This window comes from Nocardia sp. GCM10030253 (genome assembly GCF_042675075.1).
Classification (GTDB): Bacteria; Actinomycetota; Actinomycetes; order Mycobacteriales; family Mycobacteriaceae; genus Nocardia.
On sequence record NZ_JBHTDL010000007.1, the window covers coordinates 152,419 to 171,206 of the forward strand.

The 18,788-nt window shown below is 65.4% G+C and carries 21 protein-coding genes; 8 read left to right on the plus strand and 13 right to left on the minus strand.

All coding sequences use genetic code 11. The features are described from left to right. Nucleotides 1-81 precede the first annotated feature (81 nt). The 5 genes from pafA to dop form a co-directional block, all read right to left on the minus strand. Nucleotides 82-1,440, minus strand: coding sequence for a Pup--protein ligase (gene pafA, locus ACFQZZ_RS16735; protein ID WP_378680888.1), 1,359 nt, complete (start codon nucleotides 1,438-1,440; stop codon nucleotides 82-84). A 183-nt stretch (nucleotides 1,441-1,623) separates the two neighbouring features. After that, a complete protein-coding gene (prcA, locus tag ACFQZZ_RS16740; protein ID WP_378680890.1) occupies nucleotides 1,624-2,409 on the minus strand; it encodes a proteasome subunit alpha in 786 nt (261 codons plus the stop codon). Then, complete coding sequence (gene prcB / locus ACFQZZ_RS16745) at nucleotides 2,406-3,272, minus strand: proteasome subunit beta (protein ID WP_378680893.1); 867 nt, start codon at nucleotides 3,270-3,272, stop codon at nucleotides 2,406-2,408. Before prcB ends, prcA begins: the two co-directional genes overlap by 4 nt. Continuing rightward, entirely contained in the window at nucleotides 3,269-3,463 is a 195-nt protein-coding gene (locus tag ACFQZZ_RS16750; protein WP_019047503.1) for a ubiquitin-like protein Pup, read from the minus strand. The genes prcB and ACFQZZ_RS16750 overlap by 4 nt, the downstream gene beginning before the upstream one ends. A 161-nt stretch (nucleotides 3,464-3,624) precedes the next feature. Then, entirely contained in the window at nucleotides 3,625-5,124 is a 1,500-nt protein-coding gene (gene dop, locus ACFQZZ_RS16755; RefSeq protein ID WP_378680896.1) for a depupylase/deamidase Dop, read from the minus strand. 205 nt (nucleotides 5,125-5,329) lie between these two features. Between dop and ACFQZZ_RS16760 the strand changes: the two genes are divergently transcribed. The 6 genes from ACFQZZ_RS16760 (at nucleotide 5,330) to ACFQZZ_RS16785 (ending at nucleotide 11,679) form a co-directional block, all read left to right on the plus strand. Next, entirely contained in the window at nucleotides 5,330-6,556 is a 1,227-nt protein-coding gene (locus ACFQZZ_RS16760; RefSeq protein ID WP_378680899.1) for a DUF418 domain-containing protein, read from the plus strand. A 90-nt stretch (nucleotides 6,557-6,646) separates the two neighbouring features. Further along, a complete protein-coding gene (locus ACFQZZ_RS16765) occupies nucleotides 6,647-7,174 on the plus strand; it encodes an NUDIX domain-containing protein (RefSeq protein WP_378680902.1) in 528 nt (175 codons plus the stop codon). Nucleotides 7,175-7,533: 359 nt separating this feature from the next. Next, nucleotides 7,534-9,342, plus strand: coding sequence for an AMP-dependent synthetase/ligase (locus ACFQZZ_RS16770; RefSeq protein WP_378680904.1), 1,809 nt, complete (start codon nucleotides 7,534-7,536; stop codon nucleotides 9,340-9,342). Between the two features lie 19 nt (nucleotides 9,343-9,361). Continuing rightward, nucleotides 9,362-10,534, plus strand: coding sequence for a PucR family transcriptional regulator (locus tag ACFQZZ_RS16775; RefSeq protein ID WP_378680907.1), 1,173 nt, complete (start codon nucleotides 9,362-9,364; stop codon nucleotides 10,532-10,534). Continuing rightward, nucleotides 10,531-10,806, plus strand: coding sequence for a hypothetical protein (locus tag ACFQZZ_RS16780; RefSeq protein WP_378680910.1), 276 nt, complete (start codon nucleotides 10,531-10,533; stop codon nucleotides 10,804-10,806). The genes ACFQZZ_RS16775 and ACFQZZ_RS16780 overlap by 4 nt, the downstream gene beginning before the upstream one ends. A gap of 72 nt (nucleotides 10,807-10,878) precedes the next feature. Next, entirely contained in the window at nucleotides 10,879-11,679 is an 801-nt protein-coding gene (locus tag ACFQZZ_RS16785) for a helix-turn-helix domain-containing protein (RefSeq protein WP_378680913.1), read from the plus strand. 9 nt (nucleotides 11,680-11,688) lie between these two features. Here ACFQZZ_RS16785 and ACFQZZ_RS16790 read toward each other — a convergent pair whose 3' ends face one another. Continuing rightward, complete coding sequence (locus ACFQZZ_RS16790) at nucleotides 11,689-12,141, minus strand: hypothetical protein (RefSeq protein WP_378680916.1); 453 nt, start codon at nucleotides 12,139-12,141, stop codon at nucleotides 11,689-11,691. 150 nt (nucleotides 12,142-12,291) lie between these two features. On the opposite strand from ACFQZZ_RS16790, the gene ACFQZZ_RS16795 reads away from it, so the two are divergent. Both ACFQZZ_RS16795 and yidC read left to right on the plus strand, forming a co-directional pair. Continuing rightward, a complete protein-coding gene (locus tag ACFQZZ_RS16795) occupies nucleotides 12,292-12,591 on the plus strand; it encodes a DUF6412 domain-containing protein (protein ID WP_378680919.1) in 300 nt (99 codons plus the stop codon). A gap of 141 nt (nucleotides 12,592-12,732) precedes the next feature. After that, on the plus strand, nucleotides 12,733-13,578 hold the full coding sequence (gene yidC, locus ACFQZZ_RS16800) for a membrane protein insertase YidC (protein ID WP_378680922.1): 846 nt from the start codon (nucleotides 12,733-12,735) through the stop codon (nucleotides 13,576-13,578). A 65-nt stretch (nucleotides 13,579-13,643) separates the two neighbouring features. Here the strand turns inward: yidC and ACFQZZ_RS16805 are convergent, their stop codons facing one another. From ACFQZZ_RS16805 to ACFQZZ_RS16835, 7 genes are all read right to left on the minus strand, one after another. Beyond that, entirely contained in the window at nucleotides 13,644-14,060 is a 417-nt protein-coding gene (locus ACFQZZ_RS16805) for a hypothetical protein (protein WP_378680925.1), read from the minus strand. Nucleotides 14,061-14,096: 36 nt separating this feature from the next. Then, the gene (locus ACFQZZ_RS16810; RefSeq protein WP_378680928.1) at nucleotides 14,097-14,609 is read right to left on the minus strand and encodes a DUF2231 domain-containing protein; all 513 of its coding nucleotides are present in this window, start codon (nucleotides 14,607-14,609) and stop codon (nucleotides 14,097-14,099) included. A 197-nt stretch (nucleotides 14,610-14,806) separates the two neighbouring features. After that, on the minus strand, nucleotides 14,807-15,133 hold the full coding sequence (locus tag ACFQZZ_RS16815) for a plasmid stabilization protein (protein ID WP_378680931.1): 327 nt from the start codon (nucleotides 15,131-15,133) through the stop codon (nucleotides 14,807-14,809). A 122-nt stretch (nucleotides 15,134-15,255) separates the two neighbouring features. Next, nucleotides 15,256-15,570, minus strand: coding sequence for a hypothetical protein (locus tag ACFQZZ_RS16820; RefSeq protein WP_378680934.1), 315 nt, complete (start codon nucleotides 15,568-15,570; stop codon nucleotides 15,256-15,258). A 257-nt stretch (nucleotides 15,571-15,827) separates the two neighbouring features. Next, nucleotides 15,828-17,492 (minus strand): enoyl-CoA hydratase-related protein, encoded by a 1,665-nt coding sequence (locus ACFQZZ_RS16825; RefSeq protein ID WP_378680937.1) that lies wholly within the window; start codon nucleotides 17,490-17,492, stop codon nucleotides 15,828-15,830. A gap of 88 nt (nucleotides 17,493-17,580) precedes the next feature. Then, the gene (locus tag ACFQZZ_RS16830) at nucleotides 17,581-17,844 is read right to left on the minus strand and encodes a hypothetical protein (RefSeq protein ID WP_378680940.1); all 264 of its coding nucleotides are present in this window, start codon (nucleotides 17,842-17,844) and stop codon (nucleotides 17,581-17,583) included. Between the two features lie 519 nt (nucleotides 17,845-18,363). Continuing rightward, nucleotides 18,364-18,741, minus strand: coding sequence for a nitroreductase family deazaflavin-dependent oxidoreductase (locus ACFQZZ_RS16835; RefSeq protein ID WP_378680943.1), 378 nt, complete (start codon nucleotides 18,739-18,741; stop codon nucleotides 18,364-18,366). Nucleotides 18,742-18,788: the final 47 nt, after the last annotated feature.

Sequence of the window (18,788 nt, forward strand, 5' to 3'; positions counted from 1 at the left end):
TTCGGCAACAGAGGTTCTCGCGTACACCACAGCGGGCCCCGGTTCGTCGTGACGAACCAGAGCCCGGTGTGGAGATGCTCGCTACATCGACGCGATGAGCCGGTCGACGCGCTCGTCGACCGAGCGGAACGGGTCCTTGCACAGCACGGTGCGCTGGGCCTGGTCGTTCAGCTTCAGGTGCACCCAGTCGACGGTGAAGTCGCGGCCCGCCTCCTGCGCTGCGGTGATGAAGTCGCCGCGCAGCTTGGCCCTTGTGGTCTGCGGCGGGGTGTCGACCGCGGCATCCACGGCCTCGTCCTCGGTGATCCGCTTGGCCAGACCCTTGCGCTGCAGCAGGTCGAAGACGCCGCGGCCACGCTTGATGTCGTGGTAGGCCAGATCCAGCTGGGCGATCTTCGGATCCGACAGCTCCATGCCGTAGCGGTCCTGGTAACGCTGGAACAGCTTGCGCTTGATCACCCAGTCGATCTCGGTGTCGACCTTCGCGAAGTCCTGCGCCTCGACCGCGTCCAGGGTCCGACCCCACAGGTCGACGACCTGGTCGACATACGGGTCGCGGTCGCGGTTGCGCAGGTGCTCGACGGCGCGTGCGTAGTACTCGCGCTGGATGTCCAGTGCACTGGCCTGCCTGCCGCCGGCCAGCCGCACCGGGCGTTTGCCGGTCAGGTCGTGGCTCACCTCACGGATGGCGCGGATCGGGTTGTCCAGGGCGAAGTCGCGGAACGAGACGCCCGCCTCGATCATTTCCAGCACCAGCGAGGCCGTGCCGACCTTGAGCATGGTGGTGGTCTCGGACATGTTCGAGTCGCCGACGATCACGTGCAGACGGCGGTATTTCTCCGCGTCCGCGTGCGGCTCGTCGCGGGTGTTGATAATCGGCCGGGAACGCGTGGTCGCCGAGGACACGCCCTCCCAGATGTGCTCGGCGCGCTGCGACAGGCAGAACGTGGCCGCTTTGGGTGTCTGCAGGATCTTGCCCGCGCCACAGATCAGCTGGCGAGTGACCAGGAAAGGCAGCAGGACGTCGGAGATCCTGGAGAATTCACCGGCCCGCACCACGAGGAAGTTCTCGTGGCAACCATAGGAATTACCCGCCGAATCGGTGTTGTTCTTGAACAGGTAGATATCGCCGCCGATACCCTCCTCCGCGAGGCGCTGCTCGGCGTCGATCAACAGCTCCTCCAGCACCCGCTCACCCGCCCTGTCATGGGTGACCAGCTGCGCCAGGTTGTCGCATTCGGCCGTCGCGTACTCCGGATGCGACCCGACATCGAGATAGAGCCGAGCACCGTTGCGGAGGAACACGTTCGAGCTTCGGCCCCAGGAAACTACCCGTCGGAACAAATACCGGGCTACCTCGTCAGGACTGAGCCGGCGGTGTCCGTGGAAGGTGCACGTCACACCGAATTCGGTCTCGATCCCCATGATTCGTCGCTGCACACTATCGACATTACAGCCATGTCATGTACTCGCGTGGAGCTGCGGACAACCCGGATGCATACGTCTTCACAACGATTCTGCATGTCGACGCAACATTAGCCGGAAAAGTATCGGCTACGACCGAGGCCCCCGGCGCTCCGTGGGACGGAACACCGGGGGCCTCGCAACCGCATGGGGCGACATTTACTCCGACTTCGGAGCATCCTCCGCTTCCGCCGCGGCGGTAGCCGCGGCGGCCTTGCTCTTGCTGCCCGACTTACTGCCGGCCAGCAGCTGCTCCAGGGCGGTATCCGAGACCCGACGGAACGCCCGTCGCGGCCGCGCCTGCTCCAACGTGGCGACCTCGAGCGTGCTCACCCCGAGCACGCGCTTTTCCTTGTCCGCGCCCTCCGGCACCCCGGCCGTCAGCGCCTTGACGGCCACTCCGACGGCGGAGGACAGGTCGAGGCCGGGCTGGTAGGACGCCTTCAACGCGGTGAGGATCGGCTCGGTCGTACCGCCCATCACCACGTATTCGCGCTCGTCGACGATCGACCCGTCGAAGGTGATCCGGTACAGCACCGAGGTCGGCGTCTGCTCCGGATACCCCACCTCGGCCACACAGATCTCCACCTCGTACGGCTTGAGCTGATCGGTGAAGATAGTGCCGAGGGTTTGCGCGTAGGCATTGGCCAGGCCGCGACCGGTGACATCGCGCCGGTCGTACTGATAACCCTTCAGATCGGCCTGCAGGATGCCGCCGCGGCGCAGCGCCTCGAACTCGTTGTACTTGCCCACCGCGGCGAATCCGACGCGGTCGTACAGTTCACTCACCTTGTGCAGCGTCGCCGACGGGTTCTCGGCGACGAACAGCACACCCTTGTCGTACACCAACACGATGACACTGCGACCACGACCGATGCCCTTGCGCGCAAGTTCGGTCTTGTCGCGCATGATCTGTTCGGCCGACGCGTAATACGGCAGTGTCATGCTCGAGCACTCCCTTCTTCGGCGGCCTCGCGGTCGGCGGCGATCCCGCGAGCGATCTCCGCCAAGCGCTCCTCCGTCACCAGATCGGCACCCTCGTCGTTGACGACGATCGCTGTCGGATAGATGCCGCGCACGATGTCCGGACCGCCGGTGGCAGTGTCGTCGTCGGCCGCGTCGAAGAGCGACTCCACGGCGATGCGCAGCGCGCGATCCTCGTCGATTCCCTTGGCGTACAGCTTCTTCAGCGACGACTTGGCGAAATTCGAACCGGAACCGACCGCGGTGTAGCCGAAGCGTTCCTCGCTCCGACCGCCGACCACATCGTAGGAAACGATGCGGCCCGCTTTGTCCGGATCGGTGGCGTACTCGTCGTAGCCGACCAGTACCGGCACCACCGCAAGGCCCTGAAGCGCCGCGGGCAGATTGTCCCGCACCATCTTCGAGAGCTTGTTCGCTTTACCGTCGAACGTCAGCGAGACGCCCTCGATCTTCTCGTAGTACTCGAGCTCCACCGCGAAAAGCCGCACCATCTCGATCGCCATGCCCGCGGTCCCCGCGATGCCTGCCGCCGAGTAGGTGTCGGTGATGTACACCTTCTCCATGTCCCTGCTGGCCAACAGGTTTCCCATGGTGGCCCGCCGATCACCGGCGATCAGCACGCCACCGCGATAGGAGACCGCGACGATGGTGGTTCCGTGCGGAGCCAGGTCCTTCGCGGCGGTGCCACCGGACATTCCGGTGGCACCTTCTATCGCGGCGAATCTGTTGCCTGGCAACAGTTCCGGTGCGTGCATGCGCAGGTGTTCGGTGAATGACGAGAGAGCGTGTCCCGGGTGGAGACGCAACGGGTCACCTGCTGTCACTGGCCGCCCTTCTGCACGTACGCACGAACGAAGTCTTCCGCGTTCTCCTCGAGCACATCATCGATCTCGTCGAGCAGGTCGTCGGTCTCCTCCGCCAGCTTCTCGCGGCGCTCCTGTCCGGCGGCGTCTACGCCCTCCGGCCCCTCATCCTCGTCGCCGCCCCCGGCGCGCTTGGTCTGCTCTTGTGCCATGGCAGCCGACCTCCTCTGTCCTCATCATGACCAGGGCTCATGGTCCGAGCACGGCCCTGATCATGAGCAATGTCCGTGCTCGTCCTACAACACTACCCAGCGACACCGACACGGTGTCGTATTCCGAGCCGATGTGCGGCCGAGTCGACACCCTATGGAGCTCAGGTCGTCAGCTGTTCGACAAGTTCGGCGGCGGTGTTCACGCCGTCCAGCAGCTTGCCGACGTGCGCCTTTGTACCGCGCCGTGGCTCGAGCGTCGGGATGCGCACCAGCGAATCGCCACCCAGATCGAAGATCACCGAATCCCAGCTCGCGGCAGCGATATCGGCGCCGAAACGCCGCAGGCACTCGCCGCGGAAGTAGGCGCGGGTGTCGGTCGGCGGCTTGGTCATCGCATCGAGAATCTGCTGCTCGGTGACAAGTCGCTTCATCGACCCGCGTGCAACGAGACGGTTGTAGAGCCCCTTGTCCAGCCGCACATCGGAGTACTGCAGGTCCATCAGGTGCAGTTTGGGGGCGGCCCAGCTCAGGCCCTCACGCTTGCGCATGCCCTCGAGCAGGCGCAGCTTGGCGGGCCAGTCGAGCAGGTCGGCGCAATCCATCGGATCGCGTTCCAGCAGGTCCAGCACCATCGCCCAGTTCTCGATGATGTCGCGCACCCGCGGATCGTCGTTGGCGGTGCGTGCCACGTACTTCTCCACCCGGTCCAGGTAGATGCGCTGCAACGCCAGCCCGGTGAGCTCGCGGCCGTCGGTGAGCGCCACCGTCGCGCGCAGCGTGGGGTCGTGCGAGATCTGGTGCACCGCGGTGACCGGGCGGGCCAGCTGCAGGTCCGACAGATCTTCACCCGCCTCGATCAGATCGAGCACCAGCGCGGTGGTGCCGACCTTGAGGTAGGTGGACATTTCGGCCAGGTTGGCGTCGCCGATGATGACATGCAGCCTGCGGTACTTGTCGGCGTCCGCGTGCGGCTCGTCGCGCGTGTTGATGATGCCGCGCTTGAGGGTGGTCTCCAGACCGACCTCGACCTCGATGTAGTCGGCACGCTGGGACAGCTGGAACCCGGCGTGGTCACCGGACTGGCCGATGCCGACGCGGCCGGAGCCCGTGATGACCTGACGCGAAACGAAGAACGGGGTGAGGCCGACGATGATCTGGTTGAACGGGGTGTCGCGGCTCATCAGGTAGTTCTCGTGGGTGCCGTAGGAGGCGCCCTTGCCGTCGACATTGTTCTTGTACAGCTGCAGCCGCGGGGCGCCCGGCACGCTCGACGCGTGCCGTGCCGCCGCCTCCATCACGCGCTCGCCTGCTTTGTCCCAGATCACCGCGTCGATCGGGTCGACGACCTCGGGGGCGGAGTACTCGGGATGCGCGTGGTCGACATACAGGCGGGCGCCGTTGGTGAGGATCATGTTCGCCGCGCCGACCTCATCGGCGTCGATCACCGGCGCCGGGCCGTTCATCCGACTCAAATCGAAGCCGCGGGCATCGCGCAGCGGCGACTCCACCTCGTAGTCCCAACGAGTTCGCTTGGCGCGCGGCACACCCTCCGCCGCCGCATAGGCGAGTACCGCCTGGGTGGAGGTGAGGATCGGGTTGGCGGACGGCTCGGTAGGAGTGGAGATGCCGTATTCGACCTCGATGCCGATAATGCGCTGCATACGACGAGCCTAATGGGCGCCGTCGGACACAGTCCGTCCGCAGCCCCACGCTCGGCCGCGCGCGGGCGAGGCCACCGCCGGAGCGACGCTCTGCCGCGGCTCGGCGCGACCGGCGGCATCGACCATCCGACGGACCTCAATCTCATACCGTGGGTAGTACTTCCGGAGGATCCGTGCAGGCCGGGGCGGACGGGATATTCGGACCATGACCGAATCGATCGCCGATTCCCAGCTCGATACCGCGGGGCGGCACCATAAACCGGACGAGCCGGACACCGCATCAACCACCGCCGCACCATCGCGACTCATCGCGTTGGACGTGCTGCGCGGTATCGCCATCCTCGGCACGCTCGGCACGAACATCTGGATTCTCACCAATGCCGAAGGCCTCCTCGGCTATGTCGACGAGTTGGGCTCCGACGCGACCGGCTGGATGTGGGCCGAGCGGGTCATGCAGCAGGTGGCGCAGGGAAAGTTCCTCGGGCTGCTCACCATCATGTTCGGCATCGGGCTTGCCATCCAGCAGGGTTCGGCTGCGCGGGGAGGCCGCCGCTGGCCGGGCAACTATCCGTGGCGGGCCGGGCTGCTACTGCTGGACGGCCTGTTGAACTTCTTGTTCATCGCTGAGTTCGACGTCCTCATGGGGTACGCGGCCACCGGACTGATCGTCGCCTTCATCCTCGCGACAAGTGAACGCGCGCAACGTCGTTGGCTGATCATCGCGGCGAGCATCCACGTAACGATGTTGACGCTGATCGCGGTCGCCATGGCGTTCGACTCGCGGCAGGATTCGGCTCCGCAGGAATCGCTGGATCCGAATCCCTATGCCGACGGGACATTCTGGGATCTGGTGCTGTTCCGGCTGGAGAACGCGGGCGCGTTCCGCATCGAGACAGTCTTCGTGTTCCCCATGTCGATCGCGCTGTTCCTGACCGGTGCGCGACTGTTCCGCGCCGGAGTATTCCGACTGGAGGGCGCGCGAATCCGCAAGCGGCTCATGATCGCCGGGCTCGCGGTTGCCGCCCCCCTCGATCTGATCGTCGGTGTCCTCGGTGGTGGAGACATGCTGCTGTTCACCCGATACGGCACGGCACCGTTCGTCGCGTTCGGCATCCTGGCCCTGGTGGCCGAGTTCTACCTGCGCCGCCCGCGTGTCGGGTTCTTCGGCCGCCGCCTCACCGAGGTCGGCCGGACCGCACTAAGCTGCTACATCCTGCAGAACCTGGTGGGGTCGATCCTCTGCTACGGCTGGGGTTTCGGGCTCGCGGCCCGGGTGTCCCCCGATGCCCGCGTTCCGTTCACCGTCGGCACCTACCTGGTGGTCGCGCTGATCATCGTCGGCTTCGCGCACCTCTGGCTGCGCCGCTTCGAGCGGGGACCGGTGGAGTGGCTGTGGAATGCCAGCTACCGCACCCTTACTCGTGAGCGGTGACATGTGCCGTTATCCGTTGTAGTGGACGACTCGAGGGCGCGGCGACTCCACAAGTCGGAAAACCGGCTCAGAGTGGCTACCGTCGTCGATGTGACGCTCGCCGACCGGTATCCCTTGCTACACAAGCCCGCCCGCTGGGAGTGGGGCGGTTTGGACGTCCGGTTCGCTACCGACCCGCCGCCCGACGAACTCGTCACCAACGTCCACGTCGTCTGTTTCATCGGCGACGAGATCGTCCTGTGCCGCGACGATCGTGACGTGTGGCTCGTCCCGGGCGGCACCCGCGAGGCGGGCGAGAGCATCGACGACTGCCTGCGGCGTGAGCTGCTCGAGGAGGCGGGCGCCCGCCCGGTCGGTCCCGTGCGGTGGCTGGGCGCCCACTACGCGACCACCGACCATCCTGCGCCCTATCGTGATTGGCAGCCGCACCCGCACAAGGCCTGGCTGTGGTGCGCCGCCGACGTAGTCATCGAGTCGGCTCCGAGCAATCCCGACGATGCCGAAACCATCCTCGAAGTGCGCGCATTCCCGATCTCCGAGGCAATCCGACTCGCACGCACCGATGGCGATCACATGGCCGAATTGCTCGCGCTAGCGGTGGAACTACACCGCCCGTAGTTCACTTCGCCCCGAGCGCCGCCGCGGCACTGTCCGCGCCACCCCTGCCGGTGCAGCGTCCGCGATCGTGGCCGGGCTGTGGCTGAAACTGTCACGGCGGGAGGCGAAGGTGACACCGATGCGCGCGCCGTTTGTCATCGTGGACGTGAACCAGTTCACGGTCCTGAGATGACCGGGGAGAAATCGAGTCGTCGAGCGAACGAATTTGGTCGAGTGCACAAGACTGCGGGCGACAGTCTGCGCGTTTGCCGCTACCGCCGCCGCCGGTTCATGCGGTGAGGTGAGAGATGACATTGAGGTCGACCGCGGCGCCAGGACGACGGTATGACCTGGACCAATTGTGAGCAGAAGGTTGGGTCTTGGATTCATCGACAGTCCCGGCGGGCGCGGCCCGTCCGGACACACTGTGTGCGGCATTCCAGACGACTGCCACGAAGTATCCGGACGCGATCGCGTTGCGCACCATGGGCGGCGGAGTCGCGCTCACCTGGCGTGACTATGCCGATCGAGTGCGCGCCATCGCCGCCGGGCTGGCCGGTCTTGGCGTGCGGCCCGGCGACACGGTCGCGCTGATGATGACCAACCGCCCCGAGTTCCATCTGTGCGACACCGCAGTTCTGCACGCGGGCGGCACCCCGTTCTCGGTGTACAACACCAACCCCGTCGACCTGCTCGCCTACCAATTCGGCAACGCGGGCAACAAGGCGGTGATCTGTGAGCGTCAGTTCGTACCGCAGATTCTCGAGGCCGTGGCCAAGGCAGCCGAGCAGGGCAATCGGGTCGAGCACGTGATCTGCGTCGACGAGGCACCGGAAGGCACGGTGGCCCTGGCGGCCGTGGAGGCAACTCCACTCGAGGACTTCGACTTCGAAACCACCTGGCAGGCCGTGAAACCCGACGATCTGCTCACCATCGTCTACACCTCGGGCACCACCGGCCCACCCAAGGGTGTCGAGCTAACGCACACCAACTTCATCGAAAATGCCAGGATCATCGAACAATTCGGCGGCGGCGGACCAGATGACCGGGTGATCTCCTACCTACCCGACGCGCACGCCGCCAACCGGTGGTTCGCGCACTACCTGACCATGCTCGAGGGCGGCGAGATCACCACCGTCGCCGATTTCAAGAAGGTGGCGGAGGCCCTCGCCGAGGTGCATCCGACGGTCTTCCTCGGCGTCCCGCGCGTGTGGGTGAAAGTCAAAGGTGCGTTGGAGGATCGCTTCGCCGCCGAGAGCCCGATCAAGCGTCGTCTCGTGCGGTGGGCGGTCGGCGTCGGCCGCGCGAAGGCGCGCACGGCGTCCGACGGCCGAACCCTCGGCCCGCTCGACCGACTCCAGTACCAGCTCGCCGAACGGCTCGTGCTCGCACCCATCCGCGAGCGCCTCGGCTTGGATCGGGTGCGCGCCGCGGTCACCGGATCGGTGGCCATCCCGCCGGAGGTGCACGAATTCTTCCTCGGTCTCGGTCTGCCGTTGTGTGAGGGGTACGGCATGACCGAATGCACCGCGGGCGCCACGCTGAACGGACCGGACCGGGTCAAGATCGGCACCGTCGGCACGCCGCTGCCCGGCGCGGAGGTGAAGCTCGGCGACGACGGCGAGGTGCTGATCCGCGGCAAGATGGTGATGCGCGGCTATCGCAACGCCCCGGAGAAGACCGCGGAGACCGTGGATGCCGAGGGCTGGCTGCACACCGGCGACATCGGCACCATCGACGCCGACGGCTACCTCTCGATCATCGATCGCAAGAAGGAACTCATCATCAACGCGGCGGGCAAGAACATGTCGCCGTCCAATATCGAGAACACCATTACCGAGAACTGCCCGCTGGCGGGCACGGTTGTGGTGATCGGCGAGCAGCGGCCCTACAACACAGCGCTGATCTGCCTCGACCCCGATCTGGCTGCCGCGTTCGCGCGACGCAACCAGTCGGCCGCAACCACGGTCGCCGAGCTGGCGAAGAATCCGCAGGTGCTCGCGGCGATCGAACAGGGCGTCGCGGCGGCCAACAGCAAGCTCTCCCGCGTCGAGCAGATCAAGAAATATCGTGTGCTGCCCGAAGTATGGGAGCCCGGCAGCGATGTACTGACCGCCACCGGCAAACTCAGGCGAACCCCGATTGCCACCCGCTACATGGATACGATCGAGTCCCTGTACTCGAAGTAGTCCGGGACGGAGGACAGCAATGATGCCAGCGCGGACCCGGGTGTTCGACGATTTGCACCGAAGGGCCGCGTCGATGATCGACGGGTTCTACACGGCGCTGCCGCCATACCAGCGGCTGCCGCAATCGCTTGTCGAGACCGACTTCGCCCGCGGGACGAAGCTCAATGTCGACCTGTTCTTCGAGTATCTGCGAAGCGGCACGGAGCCGTCGGAGGAGGACACCAGGGAGCTCGTCGAGCTCGCGATGGATCGGATGCGCGACGGCACGCCGCTGCCGGAGGTGCTCGAACGCTACCGGCTCGGCGCGTCTTTCATCTGGGAGCGGCTGCGCGAATCGGCCGCGCCGACCGAGCGTGAGCTGTTTCTCGATGCGTCGCTGGTGCTGTTGAAGTACATCACGCTGGTGACGGCGCGTATCGCGACCGCCGCCACCCACCGTTCGCACGATCCCCGCTGGGAGTTGCTGGAACGCAGGCGCGGCATCGCCGATGCCCTGCTCACCGGTCGCGATCCGATCGAATGGGCCAATGACCCGGTGATCCCGGTGGCCGACGCGTTCCTCGTCGCGGTGTTCCGCCTGTGCGGCACCCGAGGCGCGCCCGCGGCGGCGCTGCGGCACCGGGTCGAGGCGATCCCCGGGGTTTTCCTGCGCTTGGACGCGGGCGGCTGGACCACGCTGATCCCGCTGCCGCCGGGCGATGACGGCGCGGCCACACTGACCGGCCTCACCGCCCGGCTGCCCGCGCAGCTGCCCGGCCAGCTGCCGCCGTATTGGGTGGGCGCCAGCGCCGCGCGGTCTCGTGCCGAGATTCCCACGATGTTCGCCGAGTCGCGGGTGCTCGCGGAACTCGGCCGCTGCCTGTCCCGGCGCGAAATCCTGTGCCGCAGAATGAATTTACAGTTCGAGTACACCGTCGCGGTCAGCGACGCGGCCCGCCCCGGACTGGCCGCGGTGCTCGCGCCGCTGGACTCGCAGCCGATGCTGGCGGAGACACTCGAGGTGTTCGTCGACGGCGGCTTCAACCAACTGGCCACCGCGCGCCAGCTCAGCGTGCACCGCAACACGGTCACCTACCGGCTGTCGCGCGTGCACGAACTCACGGGCCTCGACCCGCACCGGCCCGCGGACGCCATGACCCTCTCGGCGGCCCGGCTGGCTCGTCGCCTGGAGTCCGCCAACTTCGCCCCATGACCATCGCGCATCCGCCGCTGCGGCGCAGCCGACACGATCTGTTCAGCGTCTCCTACACCGACTACCGCCACCTGCCTGAAGGTTCGCGATATGACACCACTCGGTCCCGTCCGCGCAACGCGGCGCAATTGAGTCGCAGCGCACCATTGGACGACGTGCAACTGTGGTTCACCCGCAGCGGCGAGGGCCTTGTCTGCGCACCCGATTCCCGGATACCCCGAAGGCCCGGCCGTTGGTCACCGAGTTCCTCGATCGGGTCGCCGATACCCTGACAACCGCCGTGCGGCCGGGATAGTCTCGGCGAGGGATCCGAACCGGGATTCGCAGTCTGCCGGGAGCATCCGATGATGAAGGCTCTGGTTACCACGACCTCACCTCGATCCGCGAGCGCTGCCGCCGGGCCGCCGGGGGAAGGCACCGCGCTGCTGCGGGCCGGTGTGCTCGCCTTCGGCGGTCCGATCGGCCCGACCGCACTGCATGCCCATCACGCCGTGCAGATCGTCGCCACCTGCACCCCGGTGATCGTGGTGGACGCCAGCGGCATTCGTCATCAGGGCACCCATGTGATCGTGCCCGCCGACGCGCCGCACCGCATTACCGCGGGCGCCGAGCGCGGCACCGCGATCTACCTCGACCCCGAGACCGCCGCGGGCGCGGCCGCCGACCGCAGGGCGCACACCTACGGCTGGGCCGACAGCACCCATTCGCTGCCCATCGATCCGGCGGGGGCAGCGTTGGCCGATGTGGTGGCCGATGTCGTCCGCGATCTCCAGCACGACGCGCGCAACAGCAGCGACACCGAAACGCACGCCGCGGTGACCGAGGCGCTCGGGCTACTTCCCACCCTCGTCCGCGGCGGCCCGGTCCGCGGCGCCGACGTCGCCCGCCGACTAGGCATTTCGGCGACCCGACTGACCCACCTGTTCACCGAACAGATGGGAATCCCGTTGCGCCCCTACATCCTCTGGCTACGCCTGCACGTCGCGGTCAGCCGGGTCCGATCCGGCGACGATCTCACCGCTGCCGCCCACGCCGCGGGCTTCGCCGACAGCGCGCAGCTCACCCGCACCTGCCGTCGCACCTTCGGTCTGCCCCCGTCCGCGTTGAGCCGCCACGTCGATTGGGATCTCGGCGACGAGTCGTAACCGAATCGGTCACCGATTCCGCGTGAACCAGGCACTGGATTGGCCCTTGCAGAGCAAGACGAGGATGGCGAGCGACAGGCCGAGGCCGAGGAAGCCCGTCAACGGACCGACCGCCACCAGGCCGAGGCAAACGAAGGCCTGGATCGCCGCGAGGGCGACCCCGATCACCTGGACCAGTCGACCGACCATGCCGAATGCACAGGCGACGACGGCAAGCAGCCAGGCGAAGAAATATCCGAACGCCATAGCGCCTGCCAATTCGACATTCTCGGCACGCCACGCGATTGCGGTGAGCGTAGCGCCGAATACCGCAAGAGACCAGGCGGCCAACCGAGCCGAACGAACAGTTGCCGGCATTCTTTGTCGCGGACCGGCCTGCGAGATTCCCTGAGGCGGGAAGGGCACAGCATCTTCGGCGCCGCCGCCGAGAGTCGAGTCGTCGTGGACAGATTCGTAACTCACCGCGTTCTCCTCCATTCACCGGTCAAACGCTTGACACCTGTGCGGAGCTCCCGGGCGAACCATAACTTCGGTGTAGGTGTTCGCCGCCACGACGCGCTCGAAGAGTCGTCGCACAGCGGGCTGCGGCAATCGACCGGGTACGCTCGGGGAATGTTCGCGCGGGTTCAGCTCTCGACGTTTGCGGTTTTCGCACTCGTCCTGCCCGCGCTCGCCCTGATCGTGGCTCCCACGAACGAGCACGGCTCACTGGCCCTGCTCGGTGTGGTCGCGGCATCGGTGGTCTTCGCGCTCATCACGCTGCAGACCACACGCAGACTGCCACTACTGGTTGCCCGATCCGGGCCACCGTCCTCGGCGCAACGTCGGCGACGGGGTTCCTTTCTGCGCCAGAGCAATCCTGATACCGCGGGTCGGCCGCGCCCTCGAGCGCCCGGTCTCGCCGACGCCTGACGTCCACCTCGCACTCGCGGCGAGGTGTCGTCGGCGTTTCGGCTGACAATTCCCGTTCCCGTGCGCGCTCGCACGTCTCGCAGTCAGGTATTCCGTCATGCTCGACTTCATCTATTACCCCGTATCCGCCATTCTCTGGATATGGCATACCGCATTCAGCGCGATCCTCGGCCACGACAGTGGACTCGCCTGGATCCTCGCGGTGGTATTCCTCGTCGTCACCCTGCGGGCGGTGTTATACCCGCCATTCCTGCAACAGGCACGCACCCAGGCCGCCGTCAAACGCCTGCAACCGCAGATCACCGCGCTGAAAAGAAATACGCCGACGACAGGCAGCGGCAGACGATCGAGATCCAGAAGCTGCACAAGGAGTACGGCGTCAGCCTGCTCGCGGGCTGCCTGCCAATTCTCGGACAGGGTCTGGTGTTCTTCGGCCTATTTCACGTGCTGCGATCCTTCGATCGCACCGGAACGGCGGGGCACCTGCCCTTCCTTGCGCCCACCGCGCCAATGACGGCCGCACAGAATGCCGCCACACCCAACTACGTCTTCAGCGCCGCGGACGTGCAATCGTTCATGCAGGCCGAGCTGTTCGGCGCGCCATTGTCGGCAACCATGGCCAACGCGGGCAGCCTCACCCTCACCGTCGCTCTGATCGCGATCCCCTTGATGCTGATCGCCGCTGTCGCAACACATTTCACCGCGCGCGCATCGATCGCACGCCAGGACCCGACCGCGACCCAGCTTCCGCTGCTGAACACGCTCTCGCTGTGGGTATTTCCCGCGGGTGCGATCGTCGGTGGCGCGCTGCTGCCGCTGGCGATCCTGTTGTACTGGGTGTCGAACAATGCGTGGACCCTCGCCCAGCAGCACCTCGTCTACCGACGGCTGGACGCCGAATCGGCCGCCGAGGCACGACACGTCGCCACGACCCGAGCGAACACCGCTCCGAAACCGGGCGTGAAGCCGAATAGACGCCGGCGGTGAGCACCTGCCGCCGAACTCACAGCCTGCCGGGTCAGGCAGCGGCTACGCCCGGAGCTTCGACGCGGTCAGCTCCCGCCGACGCCGAGCGCGGTGAGCAGGACCAAAACCACCGTCGTGACAGCAAATACACCATGCCCACCGACGATCACGACGGGGAAATGTCCTTCCGCCGCCTCTTGCTGACCCGCCGCGACACGGGCCCGGTATACCGGAATCCAACGTGCCAGCATGGCGAATCCAAGCAATGCGACCGGAACCAGCAGCCCGAACGCGACCCAAGCCCAAGCAACCTTGTCAACGATGAGGTAAACGATCCACACGACGAGCCCCGTCACGGCCAGCAGGAAGTGACCGAACACGATCGGCGGCGGCAGGTGAGTCGTGCGCGGTTGCCGCGCCCCGCCCTTGGCGATCCAGGTGCCCAGCAGGATGAACCCGCCGATCGCGGTGAATAACCAGGTGATCAATGCGGCAATAGCCATGACAAATCTCCTGACGAGTGTTGGTGAGGTGGTGGGTCAGCGTCGGAACCCGCTGGCCTGGGTGGCTTCGTCGGCAACTCGCACGCCGTAGCGGTAGGCCAGTTTCCCGCCGAGATAGCCGGACACGGCCAGGACCGCCAAGCTCACCGCGGACAGCAGCAACTGGCTGTAGGGGACGGCATCGTGCGGTCCGCCGCCGGTTCGCCGCCAGAGGAAGCCGACCGCGAAGGCGACCGTCACCGCGAGGTTGAGGCTCATGTGGATCAGTCCGGTACGGAACGCGGCGGTACCGGTTGGGATGGCAAGCAGATCGAGAAGGCCGATCGCCGCCGCGGCCAGTGCTCCCAGCACGCCGATCGCGATGAGCCACAGCGAGCCCTTGGCCAGGAACACTGGATCGTCGGCGAACCGGGAGGCAATGTCGAAGATCAGGCTCGCCACCCATGCCCCGAGTGGCACGGTCACCAGGATCGGGTGGAACGGATGCCCGTACGGCCCTGCCAGTATCGCACTCACGGGGTGTTTGGCCTGCTGTGAATCGCTGGTCATGACAACCTCCGAAACGTCAGTGTGTTTCCAATGCTGATTTGTTCGGTCAATGGTTCGAGACAAAGCAGAGCACGGTGGTTGAATACCCATTCAGATGTCCGTATTACCACGGTCACTGTCGCGGTCGCGGACAATCAGCGATTCGGTGACCTACGCAGAAGTGCTGAAAATTCCAGCAGGCGCATTTTCCCTGTCATTCACTTGCCCAGCGCGTCCGCCAGCTCACTCTTGGTCATCTTCGAACGCCCCCGGATGTTGCGCTGCTTGGCCTCGTTATAGAGCTGGTCACGGGTCGGGCCTTTGGGCCCCTTACGTCCTGAGCGCTGACCACCGCGCTGCTGCGGCGACTTGTCCTTGATCGAAGAGCGGCTCGCCGTTTTGGTCTGGCCCGCCTGCGCGCGATTCTTGTTGACTGTACGAGCTGCGATTTCTTTGGCTCGGCGCGTACTTGCGCCCTGCCCTTCCTCGGAGTCCCTGATGTGCTTGTACTGCCGTTCCTGTTTTTCTGTCCACTCCTTGGGCATTTCACACCTCCTGTCCAGCGGACACCCTCAGTGGGTGCCCGGCCCTGTCGTGCACCGGCGCGGCTATTTCTCGCGAGGGTGATCCGCCCGTCCGACCACGCTCTCGAGATACCAGTTGGTCACTAGTCCGCGTCATCCAGGGAACTGACGCCCATCGCGATGGCAAAAACCGGCGCCTGCCTGCCCAGGCAGACCGCGCTCACCGTGCTCGCGGGCGCAAACCCGCCCCGGCTTTCACCCACGGCCGCCCAGTCCAGGCGCGGTCCCGCTGCGGCGGCCGAACCGACCAGCACACAGTTCCACGTCTCCTGCGTGGGGTTACTCCCCACCGCTATCGTGCCCTCTTCGCGATCGTCGGGCGACAACGTCGGAACTGCCGCGGCAAGTCCGGTCCCCAACACCGACATCACCCCCGTCGCGGCTACGACCAGAGCCATACGTCTTACGATGCGATTCATTAGACACCTCCTCGGGATGGCTATCTTCCTGCTACCTTGCGCGGCTACCCGTTCCCATGAGCTCAAAACAGCCTTGCCGTCAAGTCCGGCCAGTTCCTGACCCGCACAGTCCGTTTGAGTTCAACAGCTTGTCGCAACTCCTCCTGAGCCCGGCTGTGTCATCCATTCGCTCGAATCAAGTCGGGCAACGCACGTGTCACGGGGTCGTTTGCGGAACTGTCGAGAAGGCGTCACTTCTACGTTGCATCGCCAACGGCGATCGAGGCGGATTCCGAGATGGCAGTCGCCGGTGACCATCGCGGCGAGGCTTTGTTCATGAATGCTCGCCTTTTAGTGTCGAATCCGAGGTTGTCGTCGAACAGATTTCTCGCCATCTCCCCCAGTTCCTGCCACTCGTAGGCCTCCAATGGCCGGTGTGCCAGGTCTCGGGCGAGTTGTTCGTGCTTGCGGCGCATGGTCTGCTTCCACAGCTGCGGCAGGGCGTATTCCCGGGCCAGTTCGTTGAGCCAGTTGTCGAAGCCGATATCGGGACCGACGTGGTCGACCAGACCGATGTCGAGTGACTGTGTGGTGTCGACCGGTTCGCATTCGGCGAGCAGCCGGTGTGCGGTGGTGGTGCCGACGCGTCGGGTCAGCGTGAGGGACTGCAGTTCGGAGCCTCGCAGCCCCATCGTGGCGTAGTGCACATCGAGGACGGCACCATTGATCGCAGCGACGACGTCGCCGGCTTGCGCCATCACCGGACCGCCCGCGCCTGCGGATCCAGTGATCGCGACGATCGTCACCGTGGGGAACAGCAGTAGTTGTTTGCACACTCCGTTGAGGGCGATGATGTTTCGCCAAGCCTCTCTGGCAGGGTCAGCGGAGTTCTCGATGGCGCCGAGGTGAAGCCCATTACTGAACGGCGTCCCGGTTTCACCACGCACGACGAGTACTCGAATGTCGCTGCGCGACAGGGCGCGAAGCGCACTGACGAGCCGTCGACATAGATCTGTCGACATTGCGCCGTTGTAGGCTCTGAAGGTGAGCTCACCGATCTGCTGCCCGTCGATACAACGGTAGGTGATGTCGTTGAACGCTGCTGGTTCACCCATCGTCGACAGTGGGTCAGCAGCGATACTCGGTAGTGCACCGACGGAGAATCCGAGCCTTCCGATGGCGGCGGTCGCGGGCCCTTTGCACGACCAGCGGTCGCCCAGGTCTACACGCAGGTGCCCGATCCAGATGCTGTCTCGGTCGCCGCACGCGACTTCCAGAGCGTGATGTCGTCGGCTGATCACTGTTCCCGCCGGCGCATCGACGTTTTGGCGTCCTGGGTGGGCGTCGTAGAGATACACCGACCGGTCCGCGATTTGTGAACGCACCCCTGGCGATCCATCGGCGGCGCGGATACGCCGCAGGATCAGCTCCGGATCATCTCGCCAGTCGAATGCGCGGTCAGCTTGACGCATCTTCGGCCGAGTCCGCGCGTGCGCGATGGGGTGGGGCACATCGGCTTGATCGGTCGGCTGAAAATTGGGATCGACGGCTTTGTCAGCGACCTCCAGAATGCATTCGATGGCCGCGTTAGAGACAATCGAGCTATAGATGTCCGACTTTCGCCGACCTGGCGGGAGCTGGAAAGTTCTTGTCGCCCAGAGGGGTCCGGCGTCCATGACATCGGCCGCGGTCACCGCGATCACGCCCCAAACACGCTCCTGGTCGATGAGCGCCCAGTCCAAGCTGCTGGGGCCGCGGTCCCCGACCGGTCCTGGGTGGATTATGACTACTCGTGGCCACCAGCGGCGAGTGACCCGCTCGGGGATTCGGACGGTGAGGTACGGGCAGATGATGACGTCGAAATCTGCTGCCGCAACCGCGTTTTCGATGTCGCTGCCAGTGGCGACGATGGCAGTGCGCACGGCGCAACCCTTGCGTTGCAAGGCCAGTCGCGCACGACGGCTGAGACCATTGTCGACACTGCAGAGCAAGAGAATTCGGCAACCCACCTCAACGCCTCCTATGAGCGCAGACGAATTGCTTTACACAAGAAGGTAATTGGATCGATGTGGGCGGCACTGAATCTGACTCGTCAGTCACGATGGTGATCATCCAGCCCGCTAGTTCGGCTGGGCCGCCGCTACGGTTGACCACCGCGACGGCCTTTCGAGCGCTATGACGGTCTACTTCGTCGTGCAGTTCCATGACCGATTCACTTCTTTCATTCGAAGACTGGGCCTCAAAAGCGATCAAGATCAAGACTTCGGCTGCCACCCTCGTCACCTTTAGCTGCCACTGGCCTGCTCGAATACGCTATGACCCATGCCGAGGAGATCTCGGCTGCGACATGCGGACCTCGCGATATCAGATACGGGGGCTGGCAGCATGACGACCTAGTTGGCGCGATGTGGCCGCGGAAGCGCCGTGGGTAGCTCGATCGACTCCCCGTCCCGGCCCAACAGTCACAGCGGCACCCGACCCGGTGAGGGCCGTACGATGAGCGGTCCACGGTGGGCACTACGTGCCCTGATGCTCGGCAAGCTGGTGGTGGTGTCACTCGCCGGAACCGGATGCAACAGTGTTATCGATCGTGCGACCGCGCCGGATACCGAGACATCGACCAGTCCGGAGTTCGTGAAGGAAGCGACCGAATACGGCAACTGGGTGCTTCCCTCGAACGGGAGATTTTCCTGGTCAAGAGGGAGACCATGCGCGACGGAAAGTACGAAATAGCTGTCGAGATGTCGCCCGCTGATCTCACCTGGATGCTGGAGCAGTCTCGGGGGACAGCGGCTAAGCGGTGCGCGCCTGCACGTAGTACGCGGCCGAGATCGTGCTCAACACTTGCCGCACGCCGATCGGAGCCCATGTCGCCGACCGATCGTGCTCGACCACCGGGTCGATGAGCGAGACCACCCGCCCCTTGGTCTCCAGTTCGAAAGCGCCTGCGGCGCAGATGTTCTTGACCCAGTCGACGTCACGGCCGTAAGTCAGGGCGATGCGATAGACGCCGTCGCTTTCGAAGACCCAGACCGGAGTTCGGTAGGCTCGCCCGGACTTTCGACCCTTGTGTACGACGATGCCGAAGGGCGGAATCTTGCCTGCGATGCTGTTCGCCACGGGATTGGTGACGTGCCGGTTGAAATTCGCCAGTGCGCGCGGAAGCACCATCGGGGCGGTCCTCTCTCCAGGTGGCGTGCGACCCTCACGTTACTCTC

What these genes read in the sequence shown, in the direction of transcription:
- ACFQZZ_RS16810 (WP_378680928.1), bottom strand. Translation starts at nt 14,609, where the DNA reads ATGACCAGCGATTCACAGCAGGCCAAACACCCCGTGAGTGCGATACTG.
- yidC (WP_378680922.1), top strand. Translation starts at nt 12,733, where the DNA reads ATGGCATACCGCATTCAGCGCGATCCTCGGCCACGACAGTGGACTCGC.
- ACFQZZ_RS16835 (WP_378680943.1), bottom strand. Translation starts at nt 18,741, where the DNA reads ATGGTGCTTCCGCGCGCACTGGCGAATTTCAACCGGCACGTCACCAAT.
- ACFQZZ_RS16775 (WP_378680907.1), top strand. Translation starts at nt 9,362, where the DNA reads ATGATGCCAGCGCGGACCCGGGTGTTCGACGATTTGCACCGAAGGGCC.
- ACFQZZ_RS16750 (WP_019047503.1), bottom strand. Translation starts at nt 3,463, where the DNA reads ATGGCACAAGAGCAGACCAAGCGCGCCGGGGGCGGCGACGAGGATGAG.
- ACFQZZ_RS16820 (WP_378680934.1), bottom strand. Translation starts at nt 15,570, where the DNA reads ATGGCTCTGGTCGTAGCCGCGACGGGGGTGATGTCGGTGTTGGGGACC.
- ACFQZZ_RS16760 (WP_378680899.1), top strand. Translation starts at nt 5,330, where the DNA reads ATGACCGAATCGATCGCCGATTCCCAGCTCGATACCGCGGGGCGGCAC.
- prcA (WP_378680890.1), bottom strand. Translation starts at nt 2,409, where the DNA reads ATGACACTGCCGTATTACGCGTCGGCCGAACAGATCATGCGCGACAAG.
- ACFQZZ_RS16805 (WP_378680925.1), bottom strand. Translation starts at nt 14,060, where the DNA reads ATGGCTATTGCCGCATTGATCACCTGGTTATTCACCGCGATCGGCGGG.
- ACFQZZ_RS16785 (WP_378680913.1), top strand. Translation starts at nt 10,879, where the DNA reads ATGATGAAGGCTCTGGTTACCACGACCTCACCTCGATCCGCGAGCGCT.
- ACFQZZ_RS16795 (WP_378680919.1), top strand. Translation starts at nt 12,292, where the DNA reads ATGTTCGCGCGGGTTCAGCTCTCGACGTTTGCGGTTTTCGCACTCGTC.
- ACFQZZ_RS16815 (WP_378680931.1), bottom strand. Translation starts at nt 15,133, where the DNA reads ATGCCCAAGGAGTGGACAGAAAAACAGGAACGGCAGTACAAGCACATC.
- ACFQZZ_RS16780 (WP_378680910.1), top strand. Translation starts at nt 10,531, where the DNA reads ATGACCATCGCGCATCCGCCGCTGCGGCGCAGCCGACACGATCTGTTC.
- dop (WP_378680896.1), bottom strand. Translation starts at nt 5,124, where the DNA reads ATGCAGCGCATTATCGGCATCGAGGTCGAATACGGCATCTCCACTCCT.